18 protein-coding genes are annotated in these 25,622 nt (G+C 57.9%); all 18 read left to right on the forward strand.

Features of this window, described 5'->3' with window-relative positions:
- Window positions 1–2: 2 nt before the first annotated feature.
- The 18 genes from icmH (at window position 3) to Q0Y02_RS12655 (ending at window position 25,435) form a co-directional block, all read left to right on the forward strand.
- Window positions 3–740, forward strand: coding sequence for a type IVB secretion system protein IcmH/DotU (gene icmH / locus Q0Y02_RS12570; protein WP_297768910.1), 738 nt, complete (start codon window positions 3–5; stop codon window positions 738–740).
- The gene (gene tssM / locus Q0Y02_RS12575) at window positions 740–4,360 is read left to right on the forward strand and encodes a type VI secretion system membrane subunit TssM (protein WP_297768913.1); all 3,621 of its coding nucleotides are present in this window, start codon (window positions 740–742) and stop codon (window positions 4,358–4,360) included. Before icmH ends, tssM begins: the two co-directional genes overlap by 1 nt.
- Window positions 4,360–5,370 (forward strand): type VI secretion system-associated protein TagF, encoded by a 1,011-nt coding sequence (gene tagF, locus Q0Y02_RS12580; RefSeq protein WP_297768916.1) that lies wholly within the window; start codon window positions 4,360–4,362, stop codon window positions 5,368–5,370. Before tssM ends, tagF begins: the two co-directional genes overlap by 1 nt.
- Window positions 5,367–6,866 carry a TssA family type VI secretion system protein gene (locus tag Q0Y02_RS12585; protein WP_297768919.1) on the forward strand — a complete coding sequence of 500 codons (1,500 nt, stop codon included), beginning with the start codon at window positions 5,367–5,369 and terminating at the stop codon, window positions 6,864–6,866. The genes tagF and Q0Y02_RS12585 overlap by 4 nt, the downstream gene beginning before the upstream one ends.
- A 42-nt stretch (window positions 6,867–6,908) precedes the next feature.
- A complete protein-coding gene (gene tssB / locus Q0Y02_RS12590) occupies window positions 6,909–7,421 on the forward strand; it encodes a type VI secretion system contractile sheath small subunit (protein ID WP_290538841.1) in 513 nt (170 codons plus the stop codon).
- Window positions 7,422–7,446: 25 nt separating this feature from the next.
- Complete coding sequence (tssC, locus tag Q0Y02_RS12595) at window positions 7,447–8,976, forward strand: type VI secretion system contractile sheath large subunit (RefSeq protein WP_297768924.1); 1,530 nt, start codon at window positions 7,447–7,449, stop codon at window positions 8,974–8,976.
- A 157-nt stretch (window positions 8,977–9,133) separates the two neighbouring features.
- Window positions 9,134–9,619: an Hcp family type VI secretion system effector gene (locus tag Q0Y02_RS12600; protein ID WP_290510958.1), complete on the forward strand. Its 486-nt coding sequence runs from the start codon at window positions 9,134–9,136 to the stop codon at window positions 9,617–9,619.
- Window positions 9,620–9,680: 61 nt separating this feature from the next.
- The gene (gene tssE / locus Q0Y02_RS12605) at window positions 9,681–10,109 is read left to right on the forward strand and encodes a type VI secretion system baseplate subunit TssE (protein WP_290510959.1); all 429 of its coding nucleotides are present in this window, start codon (window positions 9,681–9,683) and stop codon (window positions 10,107–10,109) included.
- Window positions 10,093–11,805 carry a type VI secretion system baseplate subunit TssF gene (gene tssF / locus Q0Y02_RS12610; protein WP_297768928.1) on the forward strand — a complete coding sequence of 571 codons (1,713 nt, stop codon included), beginning with the start codon at window positions 10,093–10,095 and terminating at the stop codon, window positions 11,803–11,805. Before tssE ends, tssF begins: the two co-directional genes overlap by 17 nt.
- Complete coding sequence (gene tssG / locus Q0Y02_RS12615) at window positions 11,769–12,749, forward strand: type VI secretion system baseplate subunit TssG (RefSeq protein ID WP_297768931.1); 981 nt, start codon at window positions 11,769–11,771, stop codon at window positions 12,747–12,749. The genes tssF and tssG overlap by 37 nt, the downstream gene beginning before the upstream one ends.
- Window positions 12,750–12,764: 15 nt before the next feature.
- Window positions 12,765–15,440 (forward strand): type VI secretion system ATPase TssH, encoded by a 2,676-nt coding sequence (tssH, locus tag Q0Y02_RS12620; protein WP_297768934.1) that lies wholly within the window; start codon window positions 12,765–12,767, stop codon window positions 15,438–15,440.
- Between the two features lie 30 nt (window positions 15,441–15,470).
- Window positions 15,471–17,735, forward strand: a complete 2,265-nt coding sequence (gene tssI / locus Q0Y02_RS12625) for a type VI secretion system tip protein TssI/VgrG (protein ID WP_297768937.1) — start codon at window positions 15,471–15,473, stop codon at window positions 17,733–17,735.
- 102 nt (window positions 17,736–17,837) lie between these two features.
- The gene (locus Q0Y02_RS12630) at window positions 17,838–21,785 is read left to right on the forward strand and encodes a contractile injection system protein, VgrG/Pvc8 family (RefSeq protein WP_297768940.1); all 3,948 of its coding nucleotides are present in this window, start codon (window positions 17,838–17,840) and stop codon (window positions 21,783–21,785) included.
- The gene (locus Q0Y02_RS12635; protein ID WP_297768943.1) at window positions 21,782–22,738 is read left to right on the forward strand and encodes an SUMF1/EgtB/PvdO family nonheme iron enzyme; all 957 of its coding nucleotides are present in this window, start codon (window positions 21,782–21,784) and stop codon (window positions 22,736–22,738) included. Before Q0Y02_RS12630 ends, Q0Y02_RS12635 begins: the two co-directional genes overlap by 4 nt.
- Window positions 22,739–22,973: 235 nt before the next feature.
- Window positions 22,974–23,600: a hypothetical protein gene (locus tag Q0Y02_RS12640; protein WP_297768946.1), complete on the forward strand. Its 627-nt coding sequence runs from the start codon at window positions 22,974–22,976 to the stop codon at window positions 23,598–23,600.
- A 25-nt stretch (window positions 23,601–23,625) separates the two neighbouring features.
- The gene (locus tag Q0Y02_RS12645) at window positions 23,626–23,928 is read left to right on the forward strand and encodes a hypothetical protein (RefSeq protein ID WP_297768948.1); all 303 of its coding nucleotides are present in this window, start codon (window positions 23,626–23,628) and stop codon (window positions 23,926–23,928) included.
- Window positions 23,929–24,094: 166 nt separating this feature from the next.
- On the forward strand, window positions 24,095–24,877 hold the full coding sequence (locus Q0Y02_RS12650; protein ID WP_297768951.1) for an SUMF1/EgtB/PvdO family nonheme iron enzyme: 783 nt from the start codon (window positions 24,095–24,097) through the stop codon (window positions 24,875–24,877).
- A 129-nt stretch (window positions 24,878–25,006) separates the two neighbouring features.
- Entirely contained in the window at window positions 25,007–25,435 is a 429-nt protein-coding gene (locus Q0Y02_RS12655) for a hypothetical protein (RefSeq protein WP_297768954.1), read from the forward strand.
- Window positions 25,436–25,622 lie beyond the last annotated feature (187 nt).

A 25,622-nucleotide genomic window follows, 5' to 3' on the forward strand; every position in this document is an offset into this window, starting at 1 on the left:
TTATGAGCGACTCACTCGTAGCAACTACCAATCCTTTGCTGGAATGTACTGCGCACCTGTTCACTCTGGTTATGCCTCTCCGGGCGGGCGGCAGCGACGCGCCGGATGATCTTTACGAACAGGTATTGAATGGGTTCGATCTGTTCGAGCGGTTGGCGTTTGAACGGCAGATTCCCACCGCCGATGTGCAGAACGCGAAATTTGCTATTGCCGCTTTCATTGATGAAGCGGTCATGGCCTCTTCCTGGGCACGCCGTATGGAATGGATGTCCCAGCCCTTGCAGCTGAAGCTGTTTGGCGAACATCTGGGGGGCGAAGCATTTTTCATCAAGCTGGGAGAGCTGCGCCAGCGTGGTGAGCAGAACCTGCACCTTCTCGAACTGTATTACGTCTGTCTGCAACTGGGGTTTGAAGGCGTCTACAAGTTACGCGGCCTGGAACAGTTGATGGCGTTGCAGGTAGATCTGCGCAGCCAGATTGATGGCCACCGTGGTGTTCCCGATCCGCGTCTGGCACCCAACGGTGCCGCCCGCGAGCATGTGCTGGCCCGGGTGGGGCGCCAGATTCCCTACTGGGTCATCGCAGCGGTGACCGTGGCCATCGTCTTCTTCAGTTATACCGGCTATACGGCCGTCAGCATGAAAAGCGCCAGTGATGCCGCCGCGGACATTGCCCTGTTTCGTGAAAACCTGTTGACCTCGCCTTCCTACTCCTCGCTGTCAGAAGGGGACCTGAAATAATGTCGCTGGGCTCATTTTCTCAAATACTGAAAAAACTCGTTCTGTCACGCTTTGGCAGCTCCGCCATCGGTCTGCTGGCGGTAGTTGCCCTGATCTGGTTTGCCGGCCCGCGTCTGGGGCTGACAGGTACCAATCGTTATCTGGCGGTGGCCGCCGTTGTCGGGGTTTTTGCCCTGATCATGGGGATTCGTTTCCTGCTGGCACGTCGACACGGCTCACGGTTGCAGAAAGAAATCGGTGGCAACGAGGGCAGCGATGATGTGGATGCCCTCAAGGAAAAAATGACCGATGCCATCTCTTCATTGAAGGCGTCGCAGCTGGGGGCCGGTTACCGGGGCAGTGCCGCACTCTATGCCTTGCCCTGGTACATGGTGATCGGCCCGTCTGCAGCTGGCAAAAGCACCTTGCTGCGCAATTCCGGCCTGCACTTTCCCTATGCCGATGCGGACGATCTGCATTTTCGTGGCGTGGGCGGTACACGTAACTGCGACTGGTGGTTCTCCGATCAGGCGGTGCTGCTGGATACTGCCGGGCGTTACACCACGGAAGAGGATGATCGTCAGGAATGGTTTTCTTTCCTGGAAATGCTGCGCAAGGAGCGCAAGCAAACGCCGATAAACGGTGTCATGGTAGCCATAAGTGTGGCGGACCTGCTCACCGCTGACAGCGAAGCCATGGAAAGGCATATCAAGATCATCCGTGAGCGCATCAATGAGCTCATGGAGCGTCTTGGGTTGTTGTTCCCGGTGTTCATCGTCTTCACCAAGACGGATTTGATTCCCGGTTTCGAAGAGTTTTTCGAAGACCTGAGTCACAGTGAAAGGGAACAGATCTGGGGCGCTTATCTGTTGGAAGAGGGCGCTGATTCCAGCCCCGCCGAGCAGTTCGAAAACCATGCCCAGGAGCTGTATCAGAAGCTCTGCGACCTGCGCCTGCGCAAGCTGTCCATGCAGAGAGACCTGGAGCGCAAAGCCGCCCTGTACGGCTTTCCTGACCAGTTTCAGGTGGCCGCAGAAAAACTGTCGGAATTCATCAACCTGTTGTTCCGGGACAATCCCTATCAGGAAATGCCCCGTTTTGCCGGCGCCTATTTCACCAGTGGCACCCAGGAAGGCACCCCGTTGACCCGACTGGTGGGCAATATTCGCCAGGCCTTCGGTCTGCCCAGCCAGGAACGCCCGGCATGCAGTACTCCACCCAAACCCTTTTTCATCCACCGCTTTTTCACCGAGGTGGTCATCCCGTTGCAAGGCGTGGCTCAGGGCAACCGCCGAAGTTTGATATGGCAGCGTGGCCTGAAAACCCTCTCCATAGGGGTTGCCCTGTCGATGGTGGTGGGCACGCTGCTGTTGCTGGGGGCTTCTTACGGGACCAACAAGATGCTGCTCGACAAGGGAGTGGCCCTGTCCCAGAAGGCAACCCTGGCCCTGCAGGATGACCGCTACGACAGCCTGGAACGGTTCCAGGTGCTGGACGCGCTTTACCAGCATTACCAGCAGCTCAAGGCCTATGAAGACCACAAGCCCTGGCGTTTTCGCTTCGGGGTCTATACCGGAGATCGCCAGCTGCCGGAGTTGCAAGACCTGCTGATGACGTCCATGGACGTGCTGTACCGGGATACCGCTATCCAGTCACTGGAGTATGCACTGGAAAATCATGCCAGAGCCTGGGAGTCCTCGGACCGTCAGGGCCAGGAAGCGATTCGGGAAGATTACTATGCTGCCCTGAAAAGTTATCTGATGCTGTCACGGGCGCCGCAGCGCATGCAGGCGGATCAGGCTGTCCCGGTGCTGAATCGTTTGTGGCTGGACCGTAAGGGGCTGCAGAACGAAGCGGTGTTCAAGGAAGCAGATACCGATAGCTCTCATTCCCTGTACGGCATTGCCCATTTTTATCTGACTGAACGGGCAGAGCGGGACCAGCGCTGGAAAGCCCGCCAGGAACTGATCGACCAGGGGCGAGCTCACCTGAAAACCCCGCCCAATGCCCAGCAAATGTATGCCCAGGTGATTTCCAAAGGCAGCACCGAGCTAAAACCCTATGGCATCGAGGACATGCTCGACCGCAATGCCCGCAAGGTAATCGGTGCAGGCACCAAGGTGGAAGGGGTGTACACCCGTCACGGCTGGGAAGACTTTGTGATGCCGCAGATTGATGCGCGCATCGAATCTGCCACTCGCGGTGACTGGGTGCTTACCGGGCAATACGGTCTGCGCGAAGGCGAAGATGCGGATGGCCAGCTGATTGATGAAGCCCTGGCGACGGAGCTGCGTGCGCAGATTCGCGATCTGTACTTCAGCGACTATGCCAAGGCCTGGCTGAGTTTCCTTTCTGATGTGCGTATCAAACGCTTCACCTCCCTGGATGACGGGGTGAAAAAGCTTGATCGCCTGTCTCGGGGGGATGGCCCCATCGGCCAGCTGATGAACCAGACCAGCAAGAACCTGGCGCTTTATGAAGCCGCGCCGGATCTGGTGGATGGCGCTGTTGAGGCGGCGGCGCTGGAGCAGCGCAGCACCATCAAGGCACTGGATGAGCGCACCACCGAACTGCGCCGTTTCACCAAAGCCGCGGAAGAGCGCTCGGTCAGTGAGCTGATCCATCAGTATCTGCTGATCGTCTCTGCCCTGAAAACTGACATGGAACGCTTGTCATTGTCCGTGGATGTGGGACGTGAAGCAGAAGTCTATGCAGGTAGTATTCTCGGGCGGGGTGGCTCGGAAACCGAACTGTACAAGAGCTGGGTCACCATCAGCAGTCTGCTCAGCGGTGCAGACGTTACCACCCGTGAGGCGCTGCGCCCGCTGTTTGAAGGTGCGATGCGGGAAAGCTGGCGCAATGTGCTGGTGGAAGCCCGTGGCGGCATCGCCGACCAGTGGCAGACCGAAGTGGCCAGTGTGTTCGACAGTCGGCTGCGCAAGAAATTTCCGTTCGCCGAAAAAGGTCGTGATGCCACCCTAGATGACATGGCCGATTTCTTCCAGCCGGGCAATGGCCGGCTGTGGCGGTTTGTCGACGACAGCTTGAGCCCCTTCCTGGAACAGACCCGCCGAGGTGGCTGGACAGAGCGGCAATGGCTGAACCAGGGGCTGGGTCTGTCCAGACAGTTCATGGGTAGCCTGGCGTCGGCTCAGGTGATTACCGAGAGTCTGTTTGGTCGGGGTGGGCGCCGTCCGGAAATGAGCTTCTATCTGTATCCGCTGCCGGCCCGTGGTGTCAGTGAAATCATGCTGGAAAGCAATGGCCAGTCCTACCGTTACCGCAATGGCCCCCAGGAATGGCGCCGGTTTACCTGGCCGGGTGATCAGAACACTCTGGGTGCACGGGTAGCAGGGGTGTCCCGCCGTGGGCAGGTTCGTGACGAGGTGAAGGTCAGCGGGCCCTGGGCACTGTTCCGCCTGCTGAATCAGGCCGCCATTTCCCGGGAAAGCAGCTCCGAGTTCGTATTGAAGTGGGAGCTTAACGGCGGGCTCAGCGATCCGCTGGTGGTGCGCTATCGGCTGCGTGCTGATCGTCAGGCCAATGTTTTCAGTCAGCGGGTGCTGAGCAGTTTCAACCTGCCCCATGACATGTTGCGGCCCCTGGTGCCGTCCGCTGGCAGTGTGCTGGAGGCGGGCTGATGCTTGGATTTCTGAAACAGCCCAAGCCGGTTGCCGCCAGTATGGCGGTGGCGAGCAAGCCGAAAATCGCTGCCTTTGGCAAACTTCCCATTCGTGCGGATTTCATCAAGCTCAATGTGGTTGAGCGGGAAATTCGCGAACTGGACGGTTGGGTGCAGGAAGGCTATGCATTGATCTCCCGGCGCCTGAATGGCGCCCAGGGTGAGCAGGCGTTTCCCTCTGCTGGCATCCACCATCTGGTGTTCTCGGCCACGGAAGAGCGGCGCCCGGTGCTGGCCACCATTGGCCCGGGCAGTGACCAGAGCGGGCGCTGGTATCCCTTTCTTATCAGCACCGTTACCCAGATTCCCTACCTGAAAGAAACCCAGGCGGCCGTGCCGGTGGTGTATCAACGGTTTTATCAGCAATCCGCCTCTGTGATCGGGCAGCGCTGGAAGACCGAACCACTGGATATTCTGCTGGGCTGCCTGGAAACCATTGCCGGTGAATGCCATCAGGATGAGCGCTCCCAGGCGGTCAAGCAGGAGCTGGGGTTGCTGCGTGCCACCTCGGTGGATTGTATTCATGAGCTGGCCGCAGCCTACGGCGATACCGCGCTTTTTTATCAGGGAGTCTGCGACCTGCTGGCCAATGTCATGCGCCGTGGACCGGCGAGAACCGGTTGGGGGATTCGTCTGCCATTACCGGGCGGCGAGCACGGTCAGGTGTGCCTGGTGTTCTGGCTGCGGCTGATTGACAGCCTGCTGGGTGGCAACTGGTCGGCCAACTATTTCTGGCGCTGGGGACAGGAAGGGGCGCAGGGGCAGTTGATCCTGTTTTTTCGCCGCGTTCCCCCCAGCTTTCTGCCTTACCTGTTTGATCCGACCCTGCGCGACGGCAATGTGCAGACCCTGTCCGACATGCTCAAGGGAACGGTGACGCCGTCCCAGCGAGCCAGAGACCTGGCGGCACTGGAGCAGGGCAGCTTGCTGGATCTGCTCAGCCGCTTTGTCAGTGGAGGCCGGCTATGAGCAAGACGCAGAGCGAACTGCTGGCAATTCTGTCGCAGTGGGAAAACCGGGAAGCCGGTGAAGACCCCCGTTACAGCGATGGCTTTGCCCAGCTGCGCGGTGAAGTGGAAAAGCTCAGCGGCAACGACTTCGAGCGCATCCGCGATCTCTCCCATGCGGTGCTGCGTGAGCAGGCCCTGGATCTGCGGGTGCTGGCGTATACGTCACTGGCCTACGCCTACTTGTATGGGGTCAAAGGCCTGGCGGATGCGCTGGCGGGATGGTGCTGGGCGATCGAGTATGCCTGGGAAAACTGTCATCCCGCTCGCCCCAATGCTCGCCTGGGCGCTTTTGAATGGCTGAGGAATGAGCGCTTCCCGGTTTATCTGAACAAGCATGTTTGCAACCAGGATGATCTGGAACAGCTGGAAACCCAGCTGACACGTTTTCACACCTTGCTGGATTACAAGATTGATGACGGCCCCCGTCTGAAAGCGATTACTGACTGGTTGGCCGAGCAGAAGAAAAAACAGCCGGCAGTTACCGAGTCGGCTGCTCCAGAAGAGGACAACGCTGATCAGCCACAAGCGGAGTCAACACCGCAGACATCCACACGGCAGGAATTCGCTGCCGGCCCGGCGACACCGGTGGGCAATATCGACAACGACAAGGCAGAGCGGAAGGCCCTGCGCGAATTGCTGGCCTGGTATCGCCACGAAAAACGCTATGAACCCATGGTGCGTCTGTCTCGCTCCATGCGCTGGTCTGCGTTGGCAGTGCCTCCCGCGGACAAGGGAAAAACCCGTATTGCACCGCCGCGCCCGGCTTCGCTGAATGCAGTGTCTTCGGCATTGGATCGACAGCAATGGGATGAGGCCCTGTTGGCTGCCGAGCGCACTTTCCTGGAACCGGGCGGGCAGTTCTGTCTGGCGTTGCAGCACGCTGCCTTCCAGGCCGCTCAGGGTTTGGGGCTTGGCAACCTGGCGGATCTGATCAGCCGAGAATGCCGGGCCCTGCTCACTGCCCGGCGCGATCTGATCAAGTTGCAGTTCAGTGATGGCACTCCCTTTCTGGATGGCACCGCCGCCAACTGGGTGGAATCGCTGATGACCGATGACAAGGACAGTACCGCCAGCGATGACAGCCTGTGGGGCCAGGTGGGGGTGGAAGCCGCCGCCGCCAGCCAGCAGGACGGCTTGGTGGCCGGGCTCAAGGTAATCGATCAGACACCGACCCGGGGGCGAAAAGCCCGCTCCGAGCAGGATCTGCTCAAGGCCGAGCTGTGTTTGGTGAACCAGCGCCATGATCTGGCGCTGCCCTTGCTGGATGCCGTTGCAGAACGTCTGGACGACCACGGCATACCCGCCTGGGAGCCCACGTTTGCACTGCGCGTCTGGCGCCTGCTGCAGCAGGCGCTGCGTGCCCAGGATAACAACGAGCAGGCGCAGATGCGTCTGGAGCAGATCGGCCAGCACATCAGCCGCACCGATATCACCGCCGCCGCAGCCATGCTGTAACGGCACTAATGTTCATGGATCGACAAGTCAACGAGGGGAATCATGTCTAAAAGCTTTCAGAATGAAGTGCCGCGGGCACGGGTCAATATCACCCTGGATCTGGAAACCGGTGGCGCCAAGAAGAAACTCGAACTGCCGCTGAAACTCCTGGTCATGGGGGACTACAGCAATGGTCAGGCGGAAGGACGGCTGGCCGAGCGCGAACGGGTACGTATTGATCGCAACAATATCGATGATGTGCTCAAGGACATGGCTCCCCGGGTGAAATACACGGTGGAGAACCAGCTCCGTGAAGACGGTTCCGAAATAGAAGTGGACCTGGCGTTCGACAGCTTCAAGTCATTCAAACCGGAAGCGGTGGCCCAGAGCATCCCGCAGCTCAACGACATGCTGGCCATGCGCAGCCTGCTCAAGGATCTGAAATCCAACCTGCTGGATAACAGCAAATTCCGCCGCGAGCTGGAGCGCATCGTCAAAAATCAGCCCGAGCTGGAATCCCTGATGGGCCAGCTGGAATCCCTGGTGCCACTGGATGGCGAAAGCAGCGGCGAATAAGTGCAGTGCAGCAAGGAGAGATCGCATGAGTACACAACAGACACAACAGGCCACCACCGAGGTGGAAAGCAAGGAAGAAGGCAGCATCTACGAGCGCCTGTGCAGCATGGTGGATATCGATCCGGTGGGGCAGCCACTGACCCTGCAGACCTTTCACCACAGCGAGAACCTGGCAGAAGTGCCGCTGGAGCAGCGATTGACGGCGGCGCTACAGGTCTTTCTCGACCTGGCCAGCCGCAGCGACAAATTCGATCGTATCGACAAGACCCTGCTGGACCAGTACATCGCCCGCATCGACAGCGCCATCAGCACGCAACTGGATGCGGTCATGCACCACCCGGAATTCCAGAAAGTGGAATCTGCCTGGACCTCCCTGAAGTTCCTGGTGGACCGGGCCGATCCCAAGGCCAACATCCGCGTGGAGTTGCTGGATTCCAGCAAGGAAGACCTGGCCGAGGATTTCGAGGATGTGCCGGATGTGACCCAGTCCGGGCTGTTCAATCATCTCTACATCCAGGAATACGACACCCCGGGCGGTGAACCCATGTCCGCGGTGATTTCCAACTTCGAGTTCGACTGTTCCGCACCGGATATTTCCCTGCTCACGGAAATCTCCCGGGTGGCCGCCGCGTCACATTGTCCCTTCCTGGGCAGTGCCGGCAGCAAGTTCTTCGGCAAGGATGCCATTGAGGAAGTGCCGAAGATCCAGGATATCGGCAGCTACCTGGAAAAAGCCGAGTACACCCGCTGGCGCAGTTTCCGGGAAAGCGAAGATTCCCGTTATGTGGGCTTGGTAATGCCGCGTTTCCTGCTGCGTCTTCCCTATGGGGAAAGTAATCCGGTGCGCCAGTTCAACTACCAGGAAAGCGTGGCCGGCGAAGACCACGAGAAATACCTGTGGGGCAATGCCACTTTCGCTTTCGCATCCAACATGGCGCGCAGTTTCAAACAGTACGGCTGGACGGTAAACATCCGTGGCCCGGAAGCGGGCGGCAAGCTGGAAAACCTGCCGCTGCATCATTACGACGTGGGCCGTGGCACTCAAGCCAAGATTCCTACGGAAATCCTGATTTCCGAAACCAAGGAACTGGAATTCGCCGAGGAAGGGTTTATTCCACTGAGCTTCTACAAGAACAGCGACTACGCCTGCTTCTTTTCAGCCAATTCCGCCCAGAGACCGGCTGAATATACGACAAAAGAAGCCACCGCTAACTCACGCATTAATTCGCGTTTGCCTTACATCTTCCTGGTGTCGCGTCTGGCACATTACCTCAAGGTTCTGCAGCGCGAAAACATTGGTGCCAGCAAAAGCCGCCAGGAACTGGAAAACGAACTCAATGACTGGCTCCAGGGCCTGGTCACCAAGATGAACAATCCGGACCCGGAACTGGTGGCCAATTACCCGCTGCAGGATGGCTATGTGAAAGTGCAGAGCATTCCTGAAAACCCGGGCTACTACCGGGTGGACATGGCCGTCATGCCGCATTTCCAGATAGAAGGGGTGGATGTGCGCCTGTCACTGGTGTCCCAGTTGCCGGCAGGCAAAGACGGCTGATCACTTTAGCAGGCAGAGAGCTAAAGACGCTCCTTGCCTGCATGGAACACATCCTTGAGCCGTGAGTAACAACAAGGTTGTTGCCCTGGGGGGAGGGTGTGCGGGGCTGGCATCAGCCGGCCTTTGATAAAACTGAAACTGAACAGGAGGTTTTCCTATGGCGATTCCCGCCTATATGTGGATCAAGGACGATCAGGGGAGCGAGATTGAAGGGTCTGTTTCCATTGCAGATCGGGAAGGGAGCATCGAGGTGCTGCATTTCGATCATGAGCTGCGTATCCCCACCGATGGTGATACCGGCTCCCTGACCGGCACCCGCAAGCATGAACCCTTTGTCTTCACCAAGGGTTTCGACAGTGCCTCACCGTATCTGTACAAGGCTTGCAGCAACGGTCAGACCCTGAAAGAGCTGGTGCTGCGTTGGTTCCGCATCGACGATACCGGTACCGAGAAGGAATATTTCCGTCACACCCTCAAGGACGTGAAAATCACTTCCGTGAAGCCGGTGATGCACAACGTGAAGGACATCGACAAGGAAAGCTATCCGCATCTGGAAGAGGTGTCCGCGCGCTATGCAGCGATCACCTGGACCTATGTGGACGGCAACATTGAGTTCTCCGACTCCTGGACCGAAGGCCGCTAAGAGCCCGGGGGCGGATTTTGTTCGCCCCCACCCAATCCATTTTGTTGCATCACGAGGGATTATGTCCGCTGCCCTGTTCGAGATCATTCATGGCCGGTTTGCCGATGGCACACCGGTGGCATCGCTGGAAGGTCGCGAGGCGCGCCTGCGTAGCATTCACGATCATCTACAGCGATTGCTCAATGCCCGCTATGACGTGCTGGAGCACCTGCCCGAACACGGCTTGCCGGATTTGCCGTCTCTCTATGATGCCTTGCCCTATTCAATCGACACCCTTGCTCGCCTGGTGCGCGAGACCATCGTTCGCTTCGAACCGCGCTTGCAACATATCCAGGTAACGGCGCGACGGGAGAGCTCCACGGACTGTGTAGTGCAGTTGGAAGTGACCGGTGTGGTACCGGAAGGCGGCGTGGCCCGTTTCCGTACCTATTTCCAGAGCGACGGGGGTGCCGATATCAAGGCGGGAGCAGCCAATGCGCGAGTATTTTGAATCCGAAATGCGGTTGCTGCATGAGGCTGCCGCTGATTTTGCCAAAGCCCATCCCGAGCAGGCCAGGATGCTGAACCTGGCCGAAGTCCGTGACCGCGATCCCTATGTGGAGCGTTTGCTGGAAGGGATGGCATTTATCGCAGCACAGATCCGCACCCGTATTGATGACAGCGAAAACGCTATCAGTGAGCAGCTGCTTGAGCAGCTGTGCCCAGGGCAGTTGCGTGGCTATGCCAGCCGCACGGTGATGAACTTTGCCCCGGATGCCAATGCCCAGGGTGGCAAGAGCCTGCCGGCTGGCAGCATTATCCGTTCCGCTCCGGTGGGGGAGGGCAGGCAGCAATGTCACTTTTCCACGCTGGCTGACTTACAGATCCTGCCATTGCAGGTCAGCGGCGTTCAGACCCACGAAACCGGTAATGGCAGCACTGAACTGACCCTGACACTGGCCCATGCTGGCGCCGGTAATCTGGCGGATCTGGATCTGTCTACTCTGGAAATTTACCTGCACTGCGACCCGGCCCTGGCGCTGGCGTTGTGTCATGGCCTTAGCCGGCCGAAAGGAAAGCTGGGCTTTTCGGTGGATGGCTCATCCTGTGGTGAACTGGACGCCGCTGATGTCAGCATGCCGTATCTGGAGGAGTTGTCCCATACCGGTCACCACCGTGGGCTGCCCGGTTTTTCCCTGCTACAGGATTATTTTGCCTGGCGGGAACGGTTTTTCTTTATTCGTATTGCCGGTCTGTCGCAGCTGACCTTCCCGGACAAGGGGCGTGAATGTCAGTTGCAAGTGGAACTACCTTTGCAGCTGCCGGCGGAGCATCAGCTCAAGCGCGAGCATTTTCAGCTTAACTGTGTGCCGGCCGTCAACCTCTACGAGCTGGACGCGGACCCCCTCGATGTGGATCAGAAACGGGCGGAATACCGTTTCCTGCCGGACCAGAAATACCCGGATACGGTGGTGCTGCATGAGATCCTGTCGCTGACCGGCCGCGATCATCGCAGTGCCCGGCTTACCGATTATCAGCCGTTCTATCGTGCCCATGATTTCAGCCAGGGCGAATACTGTTATCGATTAACCCGTCGTGATCTTGGGCTGGCCACTCCACAACCGTTTATCAGCCTGTCTGGTCCCGGCCTGATCCCGGCGCAGACGCTGTCTGCTCGTGTCAGAGTCAGTGACGGCTATTTGCCACGCCGTTATCTGGCGGAAAACCAGATTACCCGGCCCGGTGAGGGCGTGCCGTCGTCCCTGTCGATCCGTAACCTCAATCGCCCCTGCAGCTACCTGCCGTGCCCGGACAGCAGCGCCTACCGTTGGCAATTACAGGCCCTAATGCAGCTTTCTGCGGTGGGGCTGGCCAACCGTAACAGCCTGCAATCACTGATGGGTTTGTTGGACTGGACTGACCGGCAGGAAAACCAGCGCCGGCGCCAGGCCCTGCAGGAGGTGAGTGTCACGCCGGTGACTCGGATGCTCAAGGGAATGCTCTACCGGGGCGCGGTGGTAACGGTGCAGCTGAGCCAGGGTGATTTTTTATCGCTGGACGATATCTACCTGTTCGGCTGCGTACTACACCGCCTGCTCAGCCAGCTTGCACCGATCAACGAGAGCGTGGAATTGCGCGTTATCGCTCAACCCAGTCAGAAGGAGTTTGTATGGGAACCTCAGGTGGGTTGCGCGGCGCCGATGTAATGCAGGGGCTGTTACGAACGCCCCAGCAATTTGATTTTGCCCAGGCCATGGAGTTGCTGGAAGCCAGTGACCCGGAAGGGGCGGTGTTTGGTCAGGGGTTGGAAAAGCGGGTACGCCTGTTGCCGGATGACAATCTGGTCTTTCCGGCTTCCGATATCCGTGGCTGCCAGCAACAGTCAGCACAGTTGACCTTGTTGATGGGCTTTTTCGGTTTGTATGGCGTTGATGCACCGGTGCCCCATTACCTGCTCGACCGGACCACTGCCGAGGATGACGATGCCGCACGCATGCGCGACTTCCTCAATATTTTCAATCCACGCTTTTATGCCCTGTTGTATCGGGCCATGCAGATTTCACGGCCGGCGGCGGGGCGCTTACCCGCCGCCTTCCGCGGCAGTGCAGATGCGCTTTCCGGCCGGCTTGGCGGAGGCAATGATCAACAAGGTGAAGCTGACAGGGACAGACGCTATTTCCCGGTAACGAAAATCCGCAGCGCCGGTGGCTTGCAAATCCTGCTGCAGGATCGCCTGCCCGGCATCGACGTGGATGTGCAGGATCGGCAGCCCGCCTGGCAAGCCCTCGGCGAGGGCTGTGTGCTGGGCCGCAATGACTGCGCCCTGGGGGATAACGCCATCCTCGGCGGCCAGGCTTATATGGCCAACGGCAATGTGGCCGTCCGCCTGGGACCGGTGGATTCCCGGGCCGCACAACAATTGCTGCCCGGTCACAGCCAGGGCGACAACCTGAGACAACAACTGGATGACTACCTGCAAGGGCAGGTGGGGGCCGAGCTGCAAATCCGCGTGTGTCCCTCGCGGCGTCGCAGCGTGGGGCTGGGCACCGATGAACAGCGTCTGGGCTGGTCTGCCTGGCTGGGTGAGCGCCTGCAACAGGAATACGTCATCCGCGTGGCACCGGAAACGGCGCGCAGTAACGGGAACTAATCCATGGAGGGGAACATGCAAGGTCAAACCATCCGCCGGCTGGTGGAAAAACTCAACGATACCTGTGCCCGTGCACTGGAACAGGCGGCGGTGTTCGCTGCCGCGCGCAGCGATTACGAAGTGCGCATTGAGCATGTGCTGATCAAATTGCTGGAAAGTGATCTGCGCAATGACCTGCAACTGGCATTGGCCCACAGCGACATCAGCGCCGATCAGGTGTTCGAATCGCAGATGCAGGCCCTGTCACGGCTGCGCACCTCCAACCCGGAAAAACCGGTGTTTTCTGCCCGTCTGGTGCAATGGCTGGAACAGGCCTGGCTGGCTTCCAGCCTGTATTACCAGGGCGACACCATTCGCAGCATCAGCCTGCTGGATGCCTTGCTGGAACTGCTGCCGCGCCTGGGCGACAACGCTTTTGCCTTGTTGGAGCCCATGTCACTGACGCAATTGCGCGAACACTTTACGACCTGGACGGCGGCTTCCGTAGAGCAGCCGCGCAGTGCCACGGATGTTGCCGGCGAACCGGGCAGTGCCGGCGCCGCATCCCGCCCGGCAGGTGAAGAAGCGTTAGGCCAGTTCTGTCAGGATTTTACCGCCGAGGCCCGTGAAGGGCGTCTTGATCCGGTGGTTGGTCGGGGTGACGAAATCCGCATGGCGATCGATATTCTCTGTCGCCGTCGCAAGAACAACCCGATCCTGGTGGGTGAACCCGGGGTGGGTAAAACCGCGGTGGTGGAAGGTCTGGCCCAGCAAATCATCAACGGTGAAGTGCCCGAGGCACTAAAAGACGTGCGCTTGCTGGGGCTGGATCTGGGCCAGTTGCAGGCCGGGGCCAGCGTCAAAGGGGAATTCGAGCGTCGCCTGAAACAGGTGATCAGCGAAATCCAGCGTTCACCCACTCCGGTCATTCTCTTTATCGATGAGGCCCATACCCTCATCGGTGCCGGCGGCGACGCTGGTCAGAACGATGCCGCCAACCTGCTCAAGCCGGCCCTGGCCCGGGGCGGCATGCGCACCATCGCCGCCACCACATGGGCGGAGTACAAGCGCTACTTCGAACGGGATGCGGCCCTGGATCGCCGCTTCCAGCGGGTTCCCGTTGATGAGCCCGATGGCGAGCGGGCTCTGCTGATGCTCAGTGGCCTGAAGGACAAGTTTGCCGACCACCATGGCGTACACCTGACCGACGAAGCTCTGTCTGCCGCTGTCACCTTGTCCCAACGCTATATCACCGGTCGCCAGTTGCCGGACAAGGCCATTGATGTTCTCGATACCGCCGCTGCCCGGGTGCGACTCAGTCAGGCCAGCCAGCCCCGGGGTCTGTCACAGGGCGCCGAACGTCTGCGTTATCTGGAACAACGGCTTGCCGCCCTGCAGCAGGATCTGGCTCAAGGGCTGCCTGCCGATGAACGTCTGCGCCAACAATTGACGGCAGAGCAGAATCAGGTAGCCGCCGAAATGGAAACCACCGAACAGCGCTGGCAGCAGGAACAGGCCACCGTGGCCGCCCTGGATGGCAGTCGCGAACGGCGCGAGGCGCTGCATGCGGTGCAGGCCGGTGAGCCCATGATTCACCCGGAAGTGAATGCAGCCACGGTAGCGTCGGTTATCGCAGACTGGACCGGGGTGCCGCTCGGGCGCATGCAGCGTGATGAAGTGTCGGTGCTGCGTGACCTGGAGCAGCGCCTGTCGCAGCGGGTGGTGGGTCAGGATGGCGGGCTGAGCATGCTGGCGCGGACCCTGCGCGCCGCCAAGGCGGGGCTGCGGAAAAACGAAGGCCCCCTGGGTGTCTTCCTGCTTGCCGGCCCCAGCGGTGTGGGCAAAACCGAAACGGCCCGCGCCCTGGCCGATGAACTGTTCGGCGGTGAACGATTCCTGGTCAGTATCAACATGAGCGAATACCAGGAAGCCCATACCGTGTCCCAGCTCAAGGGCAGCCCGCCGGGGTATGTGGGGTTCGGTGAAGGCGGCGTGCTTACCGAAGCAGTGCGCCAGCGTCCGTACTCGGTGGTCCTGCTGGATGAAGTGGAAAAAGCCCACCCGGATGTGATGAACCTGTTCTATCAGGTATTCGATCGCGGTGTATTGCGCGATGGGGAAGGGCGGGAAATCGATTTCCGTAACACCGTTATTCTGATGACCTCCAACCTGGGCAGCGACACCCTGCAACAGCTGGCGTTGCCACCGGAAGAAGAACCGGCGCAGGCACAGGACGATCAAGCCGATAATAACGATAACGACGGTGAAGAGGAGAACCCCTGGCAGGCACCAACCGATGCACAGCTGATCAGCGCCATCGAGCCGGATCTGCGCCGCCATTTCGCCGCAGCCTTGCTCGCCCGCATGCAGGCGATTCCTTTCCGTCCCCTGGATCAGGACATGCTCAATGCGGTGGTGGCCATGCGCCTGGATGCGGTGGCCCAGCGGTTGATGCAGGCCCACGGCATTACCTTCCGGGTGGACCAGAAAGTCATGGAGCAATTGTCGCGGCAATGCCAGGTGGCCGAGAGCGGTGCCCGCCAGGTGGAATCCGTCATCGAGCAGCAACTGATGCCGGGCCTGGCCCAGCAACTGCTGGGCTACATGGCCGACGACGACATGCCCGATATTCTGACCCTGGAACTGGATGAACAAGGGCAGATCACGGCCGTCTTCGCGGACCAGCCGGTGCCGGAATCCCTGAGCGCCTGACGATAACCACAACACAACAAGGACAGTTCCATGGGTATCGACAAGTATCTGGACCGAGCCAAAGACCTGATAGGTGACGCAGGGATTCCCTCATCGGGCAAGTCGGCACTGTCCGGCTCGGGTCTGCCTTCCGTTGATGGTGGAGGTTTGCTCAATGGCAATATGTTGTCCGGGTTGGCTAACGGGGACGTTTCCCTGGACAGCCTGAAAGCCTCTGTCATGCAGCAGCTGGAGCAGGCCGCCGGTGGTGCCATGCAGCAATTGATGGACGCCCCCAAGTGTCGTTTCTTTATTGATGTGGCGGGCATGGGCGAAGAGGCCCTGGCCGTGGAGTGTTTCGCCTCGCAGGATCTGGCGCTGTCTTCCCTGGGGCGCATGCAGGTGGATGTGCTGACGCGTATCGAGCCTTCGCTAGGCTCCTTGCCCGGGGAATCTGCCATCCTGCGAGTGGAAGGAAGCGGCGGTCAACAACAGCACTTTGCCTTCATGGTGGAAGCGGTGGAGGAGCTTAGCGCCAGCCCGGAAGGTGCCCGCCTGCGCCTGCATCTGGTGTCGCCGTTGTTCCCGCTGGCCCTGAATCGTCACAACCGGGTCTTTCTCAACAAGACCGTGCAGGAAATTATCGAACAAGTCCTGGAAGAAGCGAGTTTCAACGCCGATGACATCACCATCGAGTTCAGCCAGCCCCAACCTGCGCGAGCCATGACCGTGCAGTATGAAGAAAGCGACCTGGATTTTCTGGAGCGGCTGCTGGCCCGTGACGGCGCCTTTTACGCCGTAGTCCATGGCGACAGCGGCCCACACTTTCACTTTCATGATGACAGCGCGGCCCTGCAGGAAAACCTGGGCAGCGCCATGCTGGAATTTCATGCCGAAAGTGGCCAGGCAGCCGGCAGTGAGCGCGTGTTTCAGGTTACCCGAACGATTCGCTGGCGCAGCGGTACGTTCAATGTTTATGACCATAACCCGGACACGCCGGATAACCCGCCCCAGGGCTATGCCGAAGGCCTGGGCGGTCGGGGCGACCAGTGCCATTGGGGCGTTAACGCCGTGGACGCGGAGCAGGGTAATGCCATGGCCCGCGTTCGCTGCGAAGTGGAAGATGTACAGCGGCAGACGGTGATCGCGAGGGCTGACACTGGCCAGTTCGTACCTGGCATGAAGCTGATCCTCGCGGGCCACCCCAGCCACGACGGCGAATGGCTGGTGTCAGCGGTGAGCATTCAAGGTGACCAGCGCGTGGGCCACGCCTTCGGCCAGAACAGTGACCGTCCTGGCCTGCAAAGCGAACTGACCCTGGTACCGGTATCCATCCCCTGGCGCAGCGCAGCGGCCTGGCAGCGGGCACCGGTTCACGGCAGCTTTTCTGCCGTGGTGGAAGGGGATGGCAGCGATTATGCCTACCTGGACGATCAGGGCCGTTACCGTATCCGCCTTCCCTTTGATCTCAGTGATTCACCGCAGGGGGAAGCCAGCCCGCCGGTACGTCTGATGCAACCCTACGGTGGCCCGGACAGTGGCATGCACCTACCCCTGCATGGCGGTACCGAAGTGTTGCTCAGTTGCGTCAACGGCGATATCGATCGCCCCATTATCCTTGGGGCTCTCAGTAACCCGACCACGCCGGGGCCGGTCACCGCGTCCAACCCCAGTCAGCATATCCTGCGCACCCGTGGTGGCAACGAACTGTTGATGGAAGACCGGGCTGGCGAAGAACGCATCGAACTGTTCACCCATGAACGAAAAAACCGTTTGAGCCTGGATGCCCGGCAAGACGCCCATCAGGCAACCCTGGAAAGCGTGGAAGGGGATATGGCACTGCGTGCCGGTGGCAACATGACCACCGAAGTGGGCGGCTCGCAGAATACCCAGGTTGGCGAAGATCAGACAGTGACCGTGGCCCGCCATCTCAAGTTGATGACTCAGGAAGGCGAGGTGGAGCTACAAGCCGGCTCGGACCTGCTGTTCAAGGCCGGCGACAATCTTCGCATGGCAACGGACAAGGGCGATATGACCCTGCATGCCGGCAAGGACCTGATTGCGAAAGCCGAAGCCAACTTCTCCATGGACGTGGTGTCCGGTGACGCAACAGTGGTGGTGGATAACGGCAAGCTGGGCATGGATGTACAGGGTGCCATCACGATTCGTGGTTCAGGCAGTGCGCCCATTCGCCTCAGCCAGGGCGGCGGCACCATTGAAATCACTCCCGGGGGGGATCTGATTATTGACGGCCCCAATGTGGAAATCTCGGGCGGCTCCATCAAGGTGGATGGCCAGATGGTAGGCAGTAACTAAAACCTTCACCCGAAACAAAAGTAGGGTGGGTCAGCCGCAGGCGTAACCCACCACCCCAGGATCGACGTAATACGCATAACCAAGCAATCAGGGAAGGCTGCGATGGGTTGGCTGGATAATATCGAAGGCAAACTGGACGACGCTCTGGATGACGTCAAAGAAGAAATCGGTGAACGTCTGGAGCAGGCCGGTGCGTCATTGTTTGGCAACGGTAATGAAGGCCTCGGCGGGGGTGAAATTATCCTCACCGTTGATGGGCTGCCATTGGAACCCTATGCCCTGACTGCGAATTCTTCTCTCAGCCAGATCAGCGAATACCGGTTTTATTGTGCGGTTGCTGTTGGTGTGGAAGCGGGCAGCTTTCTGGATAAACCTGCGCAATGGAGCTGTACCAGTGCAGACGGCCTGAGCCGGGATTATGCTGGCAAGGTGACCCGTATTGATCAGGGGCGGATCCTGCCTGATGGGCAGGAGGAGTGGGTGCTCACGGTCTCCTCAGGCCTTGCGGCACTGCGACAGCAATCCCGCTATCGCATCGTTCATCGCCGTACCGTCATCGAACTGGCGGAAGTGTTACTGCAGGAATATAGCCTTACGGTGGACAACCGCACCCATGAACACTATCCGCCCATGGACTGGACTGCGCAGGTAGGAGAAACCGACCTGCAGTTCCTGCAACGCCTTCTGGCCCGGGATGGCATCTGGTTCTATTCCACCTTGGCAGAGCAGGGCGAGGTTATCGTTCTGGCCGACGATCAGCATGGCGCCAGCCGCGCAGACCGGGGTGAGCTGGCTGTTACTGCAGAAACCGGCGGGAGTCGCAGTGTGGCTGGCCATGCCACGGTCGCATTGCGCCAGTCACGTCGATATTACCGCTGGCAGCCCGACCGCAGCCGGGTTCATCAGCAAGTGTGTCCATCGGAAGCCGCTGCCCTGACAAGGGAAAGTCAGTCATCGGCAGGCAAGGTGGCAACCCGGCAAACCTTTTTCCAGTCTGGTAGCGGTGATGCCCATGCCAGTCTGACGCAAGCACGTCTGGAGCAGGAAAGGCAGCAATGTCGGTCCCATACCATTCTGGTGTCCGGTGCGGTGGGGGACTTGCAGGTTGGCCAGTGGCTGCCCGTTGCAGGGCATGGCCCTTGCCTGATTACCCGTGCCGCTCTGACGTTCTCCTCTCCCAGAAACCACCTGGGTAACAGCCCCAATGGATTTACCTGGGAGGCTGAACTACTACCGTTAGCGCAGCCCTTTCGCCCGGCGTTGCCTGCTCAAATCTCGCTACCTCTGGTCTTCCCGGCACGGGTCGAAGCTGGCGGCCCCTATAGTCATGTGGATGGCATGGACAGCCGTAAAGCCCGCATTGATTTTGACGATGGCGACCAGCCTCTTACCGAATCCAGCCCACCCCTGCGCCAGCTACAGCCCCACGGCAGCTTGCCCGGCAAAGACGGGCAAGCCACTGGTTGGGACTGGCCGCTGAGAAACGGTGCTGAAGTGCTGTTGACCTGCCTGAACAACGACCCGGACAAGCCGTTGATACTGGGCTATGCACCAGCAGCATCCCAACCGGGCCCGGTGAGTAACCGAAACGCGCCGGAAAATCGTATCCTTACCCCGGCCGGTCATTTGTTGAATCTCAATGACAGAAAAGAGGCGCAAGCAATTACCCTGAACACCCCGGATGGGCAATGTCTCCTGGACCTGAACGCCAACAGCGAAAGCCCGCTGGTGACTCTCGCCTGTGAGCAGGGAGCATTAGTGATGCGCGCAGGCCAACATCAGAATATTGACGTCGGGAAAAACAGCCAGATCCGAATCGGCAGCGACAGCACAACGCAAGTCCTGAATCGCTCTGTGATCCACACCGATTCCGGTGTGATACACCACCAGTCCCAGACCAACACCCATCTAACCGCCACCGCCAATGCCACCCTGGAATCCGGCAAAAACCTGGAACTGTACAGCGCTGCCAACAGCCAGCTGCGGGTGCAGGGGAGCGCAGCCATTACTGCCAGCAAAGGCCTGGCTAGCAAGGTCGGCAGCAACCTGCACCTACAAGCGACCGACGCCATCGACATCCGTGGCGATGGCAGCGGAGATCTCACCCTGCATCAGGGTGGTGGCGGTATCACCATTAAAGCAAATGGCACGGTGCGCCTGTTCGGCAATACGGTGACCCTGAAGGGGAAAAGTGGCGTCACTTTTAACGGTAACAAGGAATACAGTGTTCCGGCTGGCGTAAAGGCGGACAGCCCAATGCCTGAAGTGCCCAAGGCGCCAGAAGCGATTGTTGCGATAGAGGCAGAGGCACAATCAGTTTCACAGGGCGATTTAGTGGAGCTGTGTTATGTCCCCGCCGAGCAATGCTTTTACGGACTCACTGCTGAGGAAATGGAACAGCTGGACGAAGAAGAGCGAATCCTGGCTAAACCGATGCAGTCATTGCTACAGGCCAAGCAAAGCAGAGATAAAGATGCCATTGCCAGTGCCCAGGACAAGGTGGCGGAAGAAATAAAACCCGTCATCAATGGTGCAAGTGTCGATGGCTTGACCGAGATCGTTCGCCTACGGGGCAAGAAGTATACCTATGTCCGTTCAGACAAGATGAAAAACCATGTTCGTTCTTACAAGTTGGACGCGGACGACCGAAAACGCCGGGCATTACGGGATAAAGACGGCAACTATGACCTTGAGAAAGTTAAAAAGCAGTTGAGCCAAGTGACGGGTAAGGTGACTTGGGGGCTCGGAAAAGCCGAGACCAGCGGTGCCTTTACCGAATGGGCGCGAAGCATCAATAAAAACGCCAAGGCAGGGACCGACAATCTGGACGACCCGTTGCGCACCTATGATGCCACTGCCCAAGCGCAATTGATGCGCTACTATGCCGGCGCGTCCGGCGCCATCAATTTCAATCCACAGAAAGGCCAGTTCGGTATTGAAGGGCAGGTGTCCGGCAGTCTGGCGCTGGCAGAAGGCAAGGTGACTGCCAACGGCTATTTCCCCCATGCCGACGGCCATCATATTGTCTTTGATCACGAAGATGCCAAAGACGGCAAACCTGTGCAGCTTGGCAAGGTTCGCGCCCACTTCGAGATGAGCCTGGCCGGCTTCGCCGGGGCCAGCGCCATGGCCTGCGGAAAACTGGAATTCCAGCACAGGGGCGGCGGACTGATGTTCAAGGGGGCCGACGCCGGTGGTAGGTTCAGCGGTGAAGTATTCGCTGGAGCCAAGGTGGAATGCCAAGCCAAGGGCGCACTGGAATGGGCCAATCCGGATGAGCATTATCAATTCAAAGCGTTAGCGAGTACTGGTTACAAAGCTGCGGCTCAGGCAGGTGTAGGTGCTGCCGCCGGTTTTACCCTTAGCTATGAAGAAGGGCGTTTCATGCTTCGAGCCAAGGCGGGTATTGTCTGCGGCATTGGAGCTCAAGGTGGCTTGGAATATACCGTTGATGTGAAGTATATCAGTGCCTTCGTGGCCTTCTCCTATCACTCACTGCGTGATGCGGACTACACCGTGGGCATGATTATGGAAGAAAGCGCCGAAGAGGCGATGATGGCGCTGGTGTATTGTCTGGTATGGAAAGGGAAGAACACCGTGGAGGAAGTGCAAGACGCTTACCAACAAATGACCACCAACATTTTGAACTGGAGGGATGAAGCGTCTCAGGTTTTGTCTAAAGCTAACGATATATTAGATACTCTGAATGACTCTTTCTGGTTCCGCTATTCTCCGCCGGCACTGCTAATCCGACTTATGGAGAGCTTTATCAACCTGGGCGAACAAGCCCGGCTCAAGGGTGATGACTCACTGCAACATAAGGTAGACAAGGGGCTGGTGGCCATTGGCACGCACAGCCAGGGGGAAAATGAATGGCAAACCATCGTGCGTGGCGTGGCAGCCCGTACGAACAGCAGTCCAAGAGAGGTAGAAATGCGGCTGGCTCAGCTTCGCCTTAACCGTACCAACCAGATGCTGGCAAGAAGGCGTGATGTGCTGCCAGACGTTGCCCAGGCTAACCACCCCCTGACCATAAAGGATATGGTATGAAGTGCTCATTATTGATGATCGTCGCAATTTTCTTGCCTCTTGGTGCCTGCGCAGATGCCGGTGAAAGCATGACTGAAGCAACCATTAGCCAGGAGATACCGGAAGATGTGCAAGAGTTGTTGCGCGGCTCTGTCAAGAACCAAGTGTTCGTGAAAGGGGGGGGCTTTCAGATGGGAGACTTCGGTACTTATATAACGAAGAAAAGTTTCAACGAAGGCAGTTTTGATTATAAGTATGTTGATAAAGATCATCCCGATGCTATGTGGCTCCCGTGGCTACGTCCTGATTTTGATTTAAAAAAACAAACTTCCGAACCCGTTCACAAAGTCACTCTATCCAGCTATTCGATAGGAAAATATGAGGTGACGTTTTCGGAGTATGATGTTTATACTCGCTCTGAAGGAAAGGCTACTCTGGCAGAGCATAAAATAGGAAAGCAAAGTCGTCGCCCTAAAAATCCTGCGCACATGATGACATGGGAAAATGCGCGTAATTATTGCCTATGGTTGGGAAAACATACCGGCCTTTCTTTTGACCTTCCCACCGAGGCGCAGTGGGAGTACGCAGCCCGGAGCCGAGGCAGGGATGTTGCCTACGGCACGGATAGCGGAATGCCCCAAAAAGGAACTAATATTAATTCGAGCCTGGGGGTAAAAAAAGTAGGCTCCTACCCACCAAACCCTCTTGGATTATATGACATGAGCGGCAATGCCAAGGAATGGGTGTTGGACTGGTTCGATCCAGACTATTACAAAGTCTCGCCCGAGAACAACCCAAAGGGGCCGAAACAAGGAGAAAAAAGAGTAGTTCGAAGTGCAAAAGTTGTTTTAAAGCGGTTGCATGAAAAGCCGAAGGCTGACCCCGATACCGCCAAGGAATTCGGTTTTAAAGGCCACGCTTATGTGGGCTTCCGCTGCGCGGTTAACGAAGAAAAGCCTGTGACTCTGAAATAATGGGGTGCGATGAATCCAGTCGCATTCTATCCAAGGCAAAAGAAATACGGGGTAACGTATCCAGTTCACCCTGGTTCCGCTATCCCCGACGGGTCTGTTGATCCGCCTGATCAAAAAAGAGAATAGGGACACGCACGACTTGGAGAATCTCTTACACTGAGCGGGGAAAATTGCTGATTTTATGCTGATTATTTGGTCAGTATTGTCGAGTCATGGATATGCAAGGAGGCAACCCATGACCCGTGCTCGCTATACCCAGGTATCCCTGGACTCTACCCCTTACTATCACTGTATCTGTCGCTGCGTACTACGGGCCTTTCTTTGCGGGAAGGATCGCTACTCCGGCCAGAACTATGAGCATCGCCGCCAGTGGGTGGTGGATCGTCTGGCCGCCTTGGCGGAGGTCTTTGCTATCGATCTCTGTGCTTATGCCGTGATGTCCAATCACTACCATCTGGTTCTCCGCATCAATCAACAAAAGGCGCTGGACTTGACAGATCAAGAGGTTGCGGAGCGCTGGATGCAGCTGTTCAGTGGTCCTCTTATCGTGAAGCGTTGGATCAAAGGACAGACTGAGGAGGGGGAATCCCTCAAGGCTCTGGACATGATTGGTCAATGGCGTGAGCGGCTTCATGTGGAGGGTACGGGCAGGGCGATACTAGACGATAAACGAGGATCAATACCCAGGAAATCGATGAAAATACTGGATCGCTTGGGGATAGATGAGAAAGCCTGGCTTTCCCATATGAGATCACGAAAACAGCGCCAGCCTGTTGCGGTCGGCGCCTTGGCGAGGGTCCGTGAGTATGTCCAGCAAACTGGCAGGAAATGGGTGGCAGGGCAAAGCCTGGCAGGGTGGTAGGCTTTGCTTTTTCATAGTTGAATTTATGCGTGTCCCCTATATCGTGCTATATCGTGCTGATGAAGCCCGCTTCAAGGGTGACGTAACCATGCAACAGAAAGTGGACAGGGGCCTGGCAGCCATTGGCCATCACAGCCAGGGTGAAAACGAGTGGCAAACCATCGTGCGCGGCGTGGCTGCCCGCACCAACAGCACCCCCGAAGGGGTAGAAACCCGACTGGCCCAGCTCCAACTCCCGCGCACCAACCGTATGCTGGCCCGACGTCAAGAAGTTCTGCCTGCCATTGCTTTGGCAGACCAACCGCTACAAGCCCAGGAGACGGCATGAAGTATTTAGTGCTGACCATGTTGGCAGTTTTACCGTTCGGCGCGTGCGCTGGTGCCGATGTACCCAAAACTGAAGTGACAATCAACCAAGAGCTACCGAAAGAGGTGCAAACGGTATTGCGTCGTTCCGTCGAAAATCTGGTTTTTGTGGAGGGGGGGGCTTTCAGATGGGTGATGTTGGCGCCTACATTACGAGTAAAAGTTTCAATGAGGGGCCATTAGGCTCTTATGAATTTGTTGATAAAAACCACCCCGATGCCATGTGGATGCCTTGGGTATTTCAGGTTGCAGGAGAAAAACGCACTGCAGAACCCGTCCATAAAGTCACCCTTTCCAGCTATTCCATGGGGAAGTATGAAGTGACGTTTGAAGAGTTTGATGTTTATACCCAATTTACAGAGAAGCCGCTGCTGGTCGAACGTAAGTTGGGAAAAAGAAGCCGAAAACCTGCAAAACCGGTTCGTTATATGACATGGCAGCAAGCCCGCGATTATTGCTTTTGGCTGGGAGAAAACACGGGCCTGAATATTGACCTCCCCACAGAAGGTCAGTGGGAATATGCGGCGCGCAGCCGGGGCAAAAAGGTGGCGTATGGCACGGATACCGGCATGCCGAAAAAGGGAACCAATATCGGGTCTGGTCTCGGTGTGGAAAAAGTTGGATCTTATCCGCCGAATCCACTCGGTTTTTACGACATGAGTGCTAACGTCAAAGAGTGGATTCTGGACTGGTTCGACCCGGATTATTACGCCAATTCTCCCGAAGTGGACCCGCAGGGGCCGGAAAGCGGCACTGAGAAATCAGTACGAGGTGGCAAGGTGGTTTTGCAGCGCTACCACGAACCACCAAAAGCCGCCCCCAGAATCACCAAGGAATTTGGCTATGAAGGGCATCCCTATGTCGGCTTCCGCTGCGTTGTTAATGAAGACAAGCCTATTATCCTGAAATAATTCTCTGTGAATGAAACATAATAGCGCTTCGAGTCACGTTAGCTTTTCCCGCCACAGTGAAATGCACTGAAACCTATGCCCAACGGGGCGGCCAGGGGCGCCTTGCCTTCGACCACATAGAACAAGCCCATGGTGGTCAATGTGGATACGCCTACGTTGATCATTCCGGTTACCAAGCCAGAGCATGTGCTGGCGGCGAGTTTGAATGCGGAGCGGTGGGCCGATCTGTTTGGTGGTGTCTATACCTCGGAATTGTTCCTGTTTGCACCGGGGAGTATTACCGGTAGTTCGGAATTTCATGGGCGCTTGCTGAACCCGAACCTTCCCCGGGATGTGTTCCCTCCCATCGGTAATGTGATGCCGGAATTTATAGCCTATCTGGCGGAGCAGCAGGATACCGCTGCGGGGACGCACACACTGTCTATTGATCGGGGGAGCTCTGGTACCCGCAAGAGTATTCTGCATGCGGAGTTCGACAAGAAGCCGGGCAAGGAAGTGAAGTGTCGCATTGGTGGTAACGTGATCAAGATGGGGGTGGGTGAGCTGCTTTACAGCTGATTTCAATGGTCTGCGATTTATCGTTTGTTGGACTGATTCTTCAGATAAACAATAAATGCCACCACGGCAATGCCGCAGAGAAACAACACGAAAGCGGTAATTAATTGTTCCAGTGTCATGATGCTGCGCTCCTGTCTGTTATGTCGACATTATCACGGGACCGGCGCCTTTACCGAATAGGCGCCGG

The organism is uncultured Alcanivorax sp. (genome assembly GCF_947258575.1).
In the GTDB taxonomy this organism is placed as follows: Bacteria; Pseudomonadota; Gammaproteobacteria; order Pseudomonadales; family Alcanivoracaceae; genus Alcanivorax.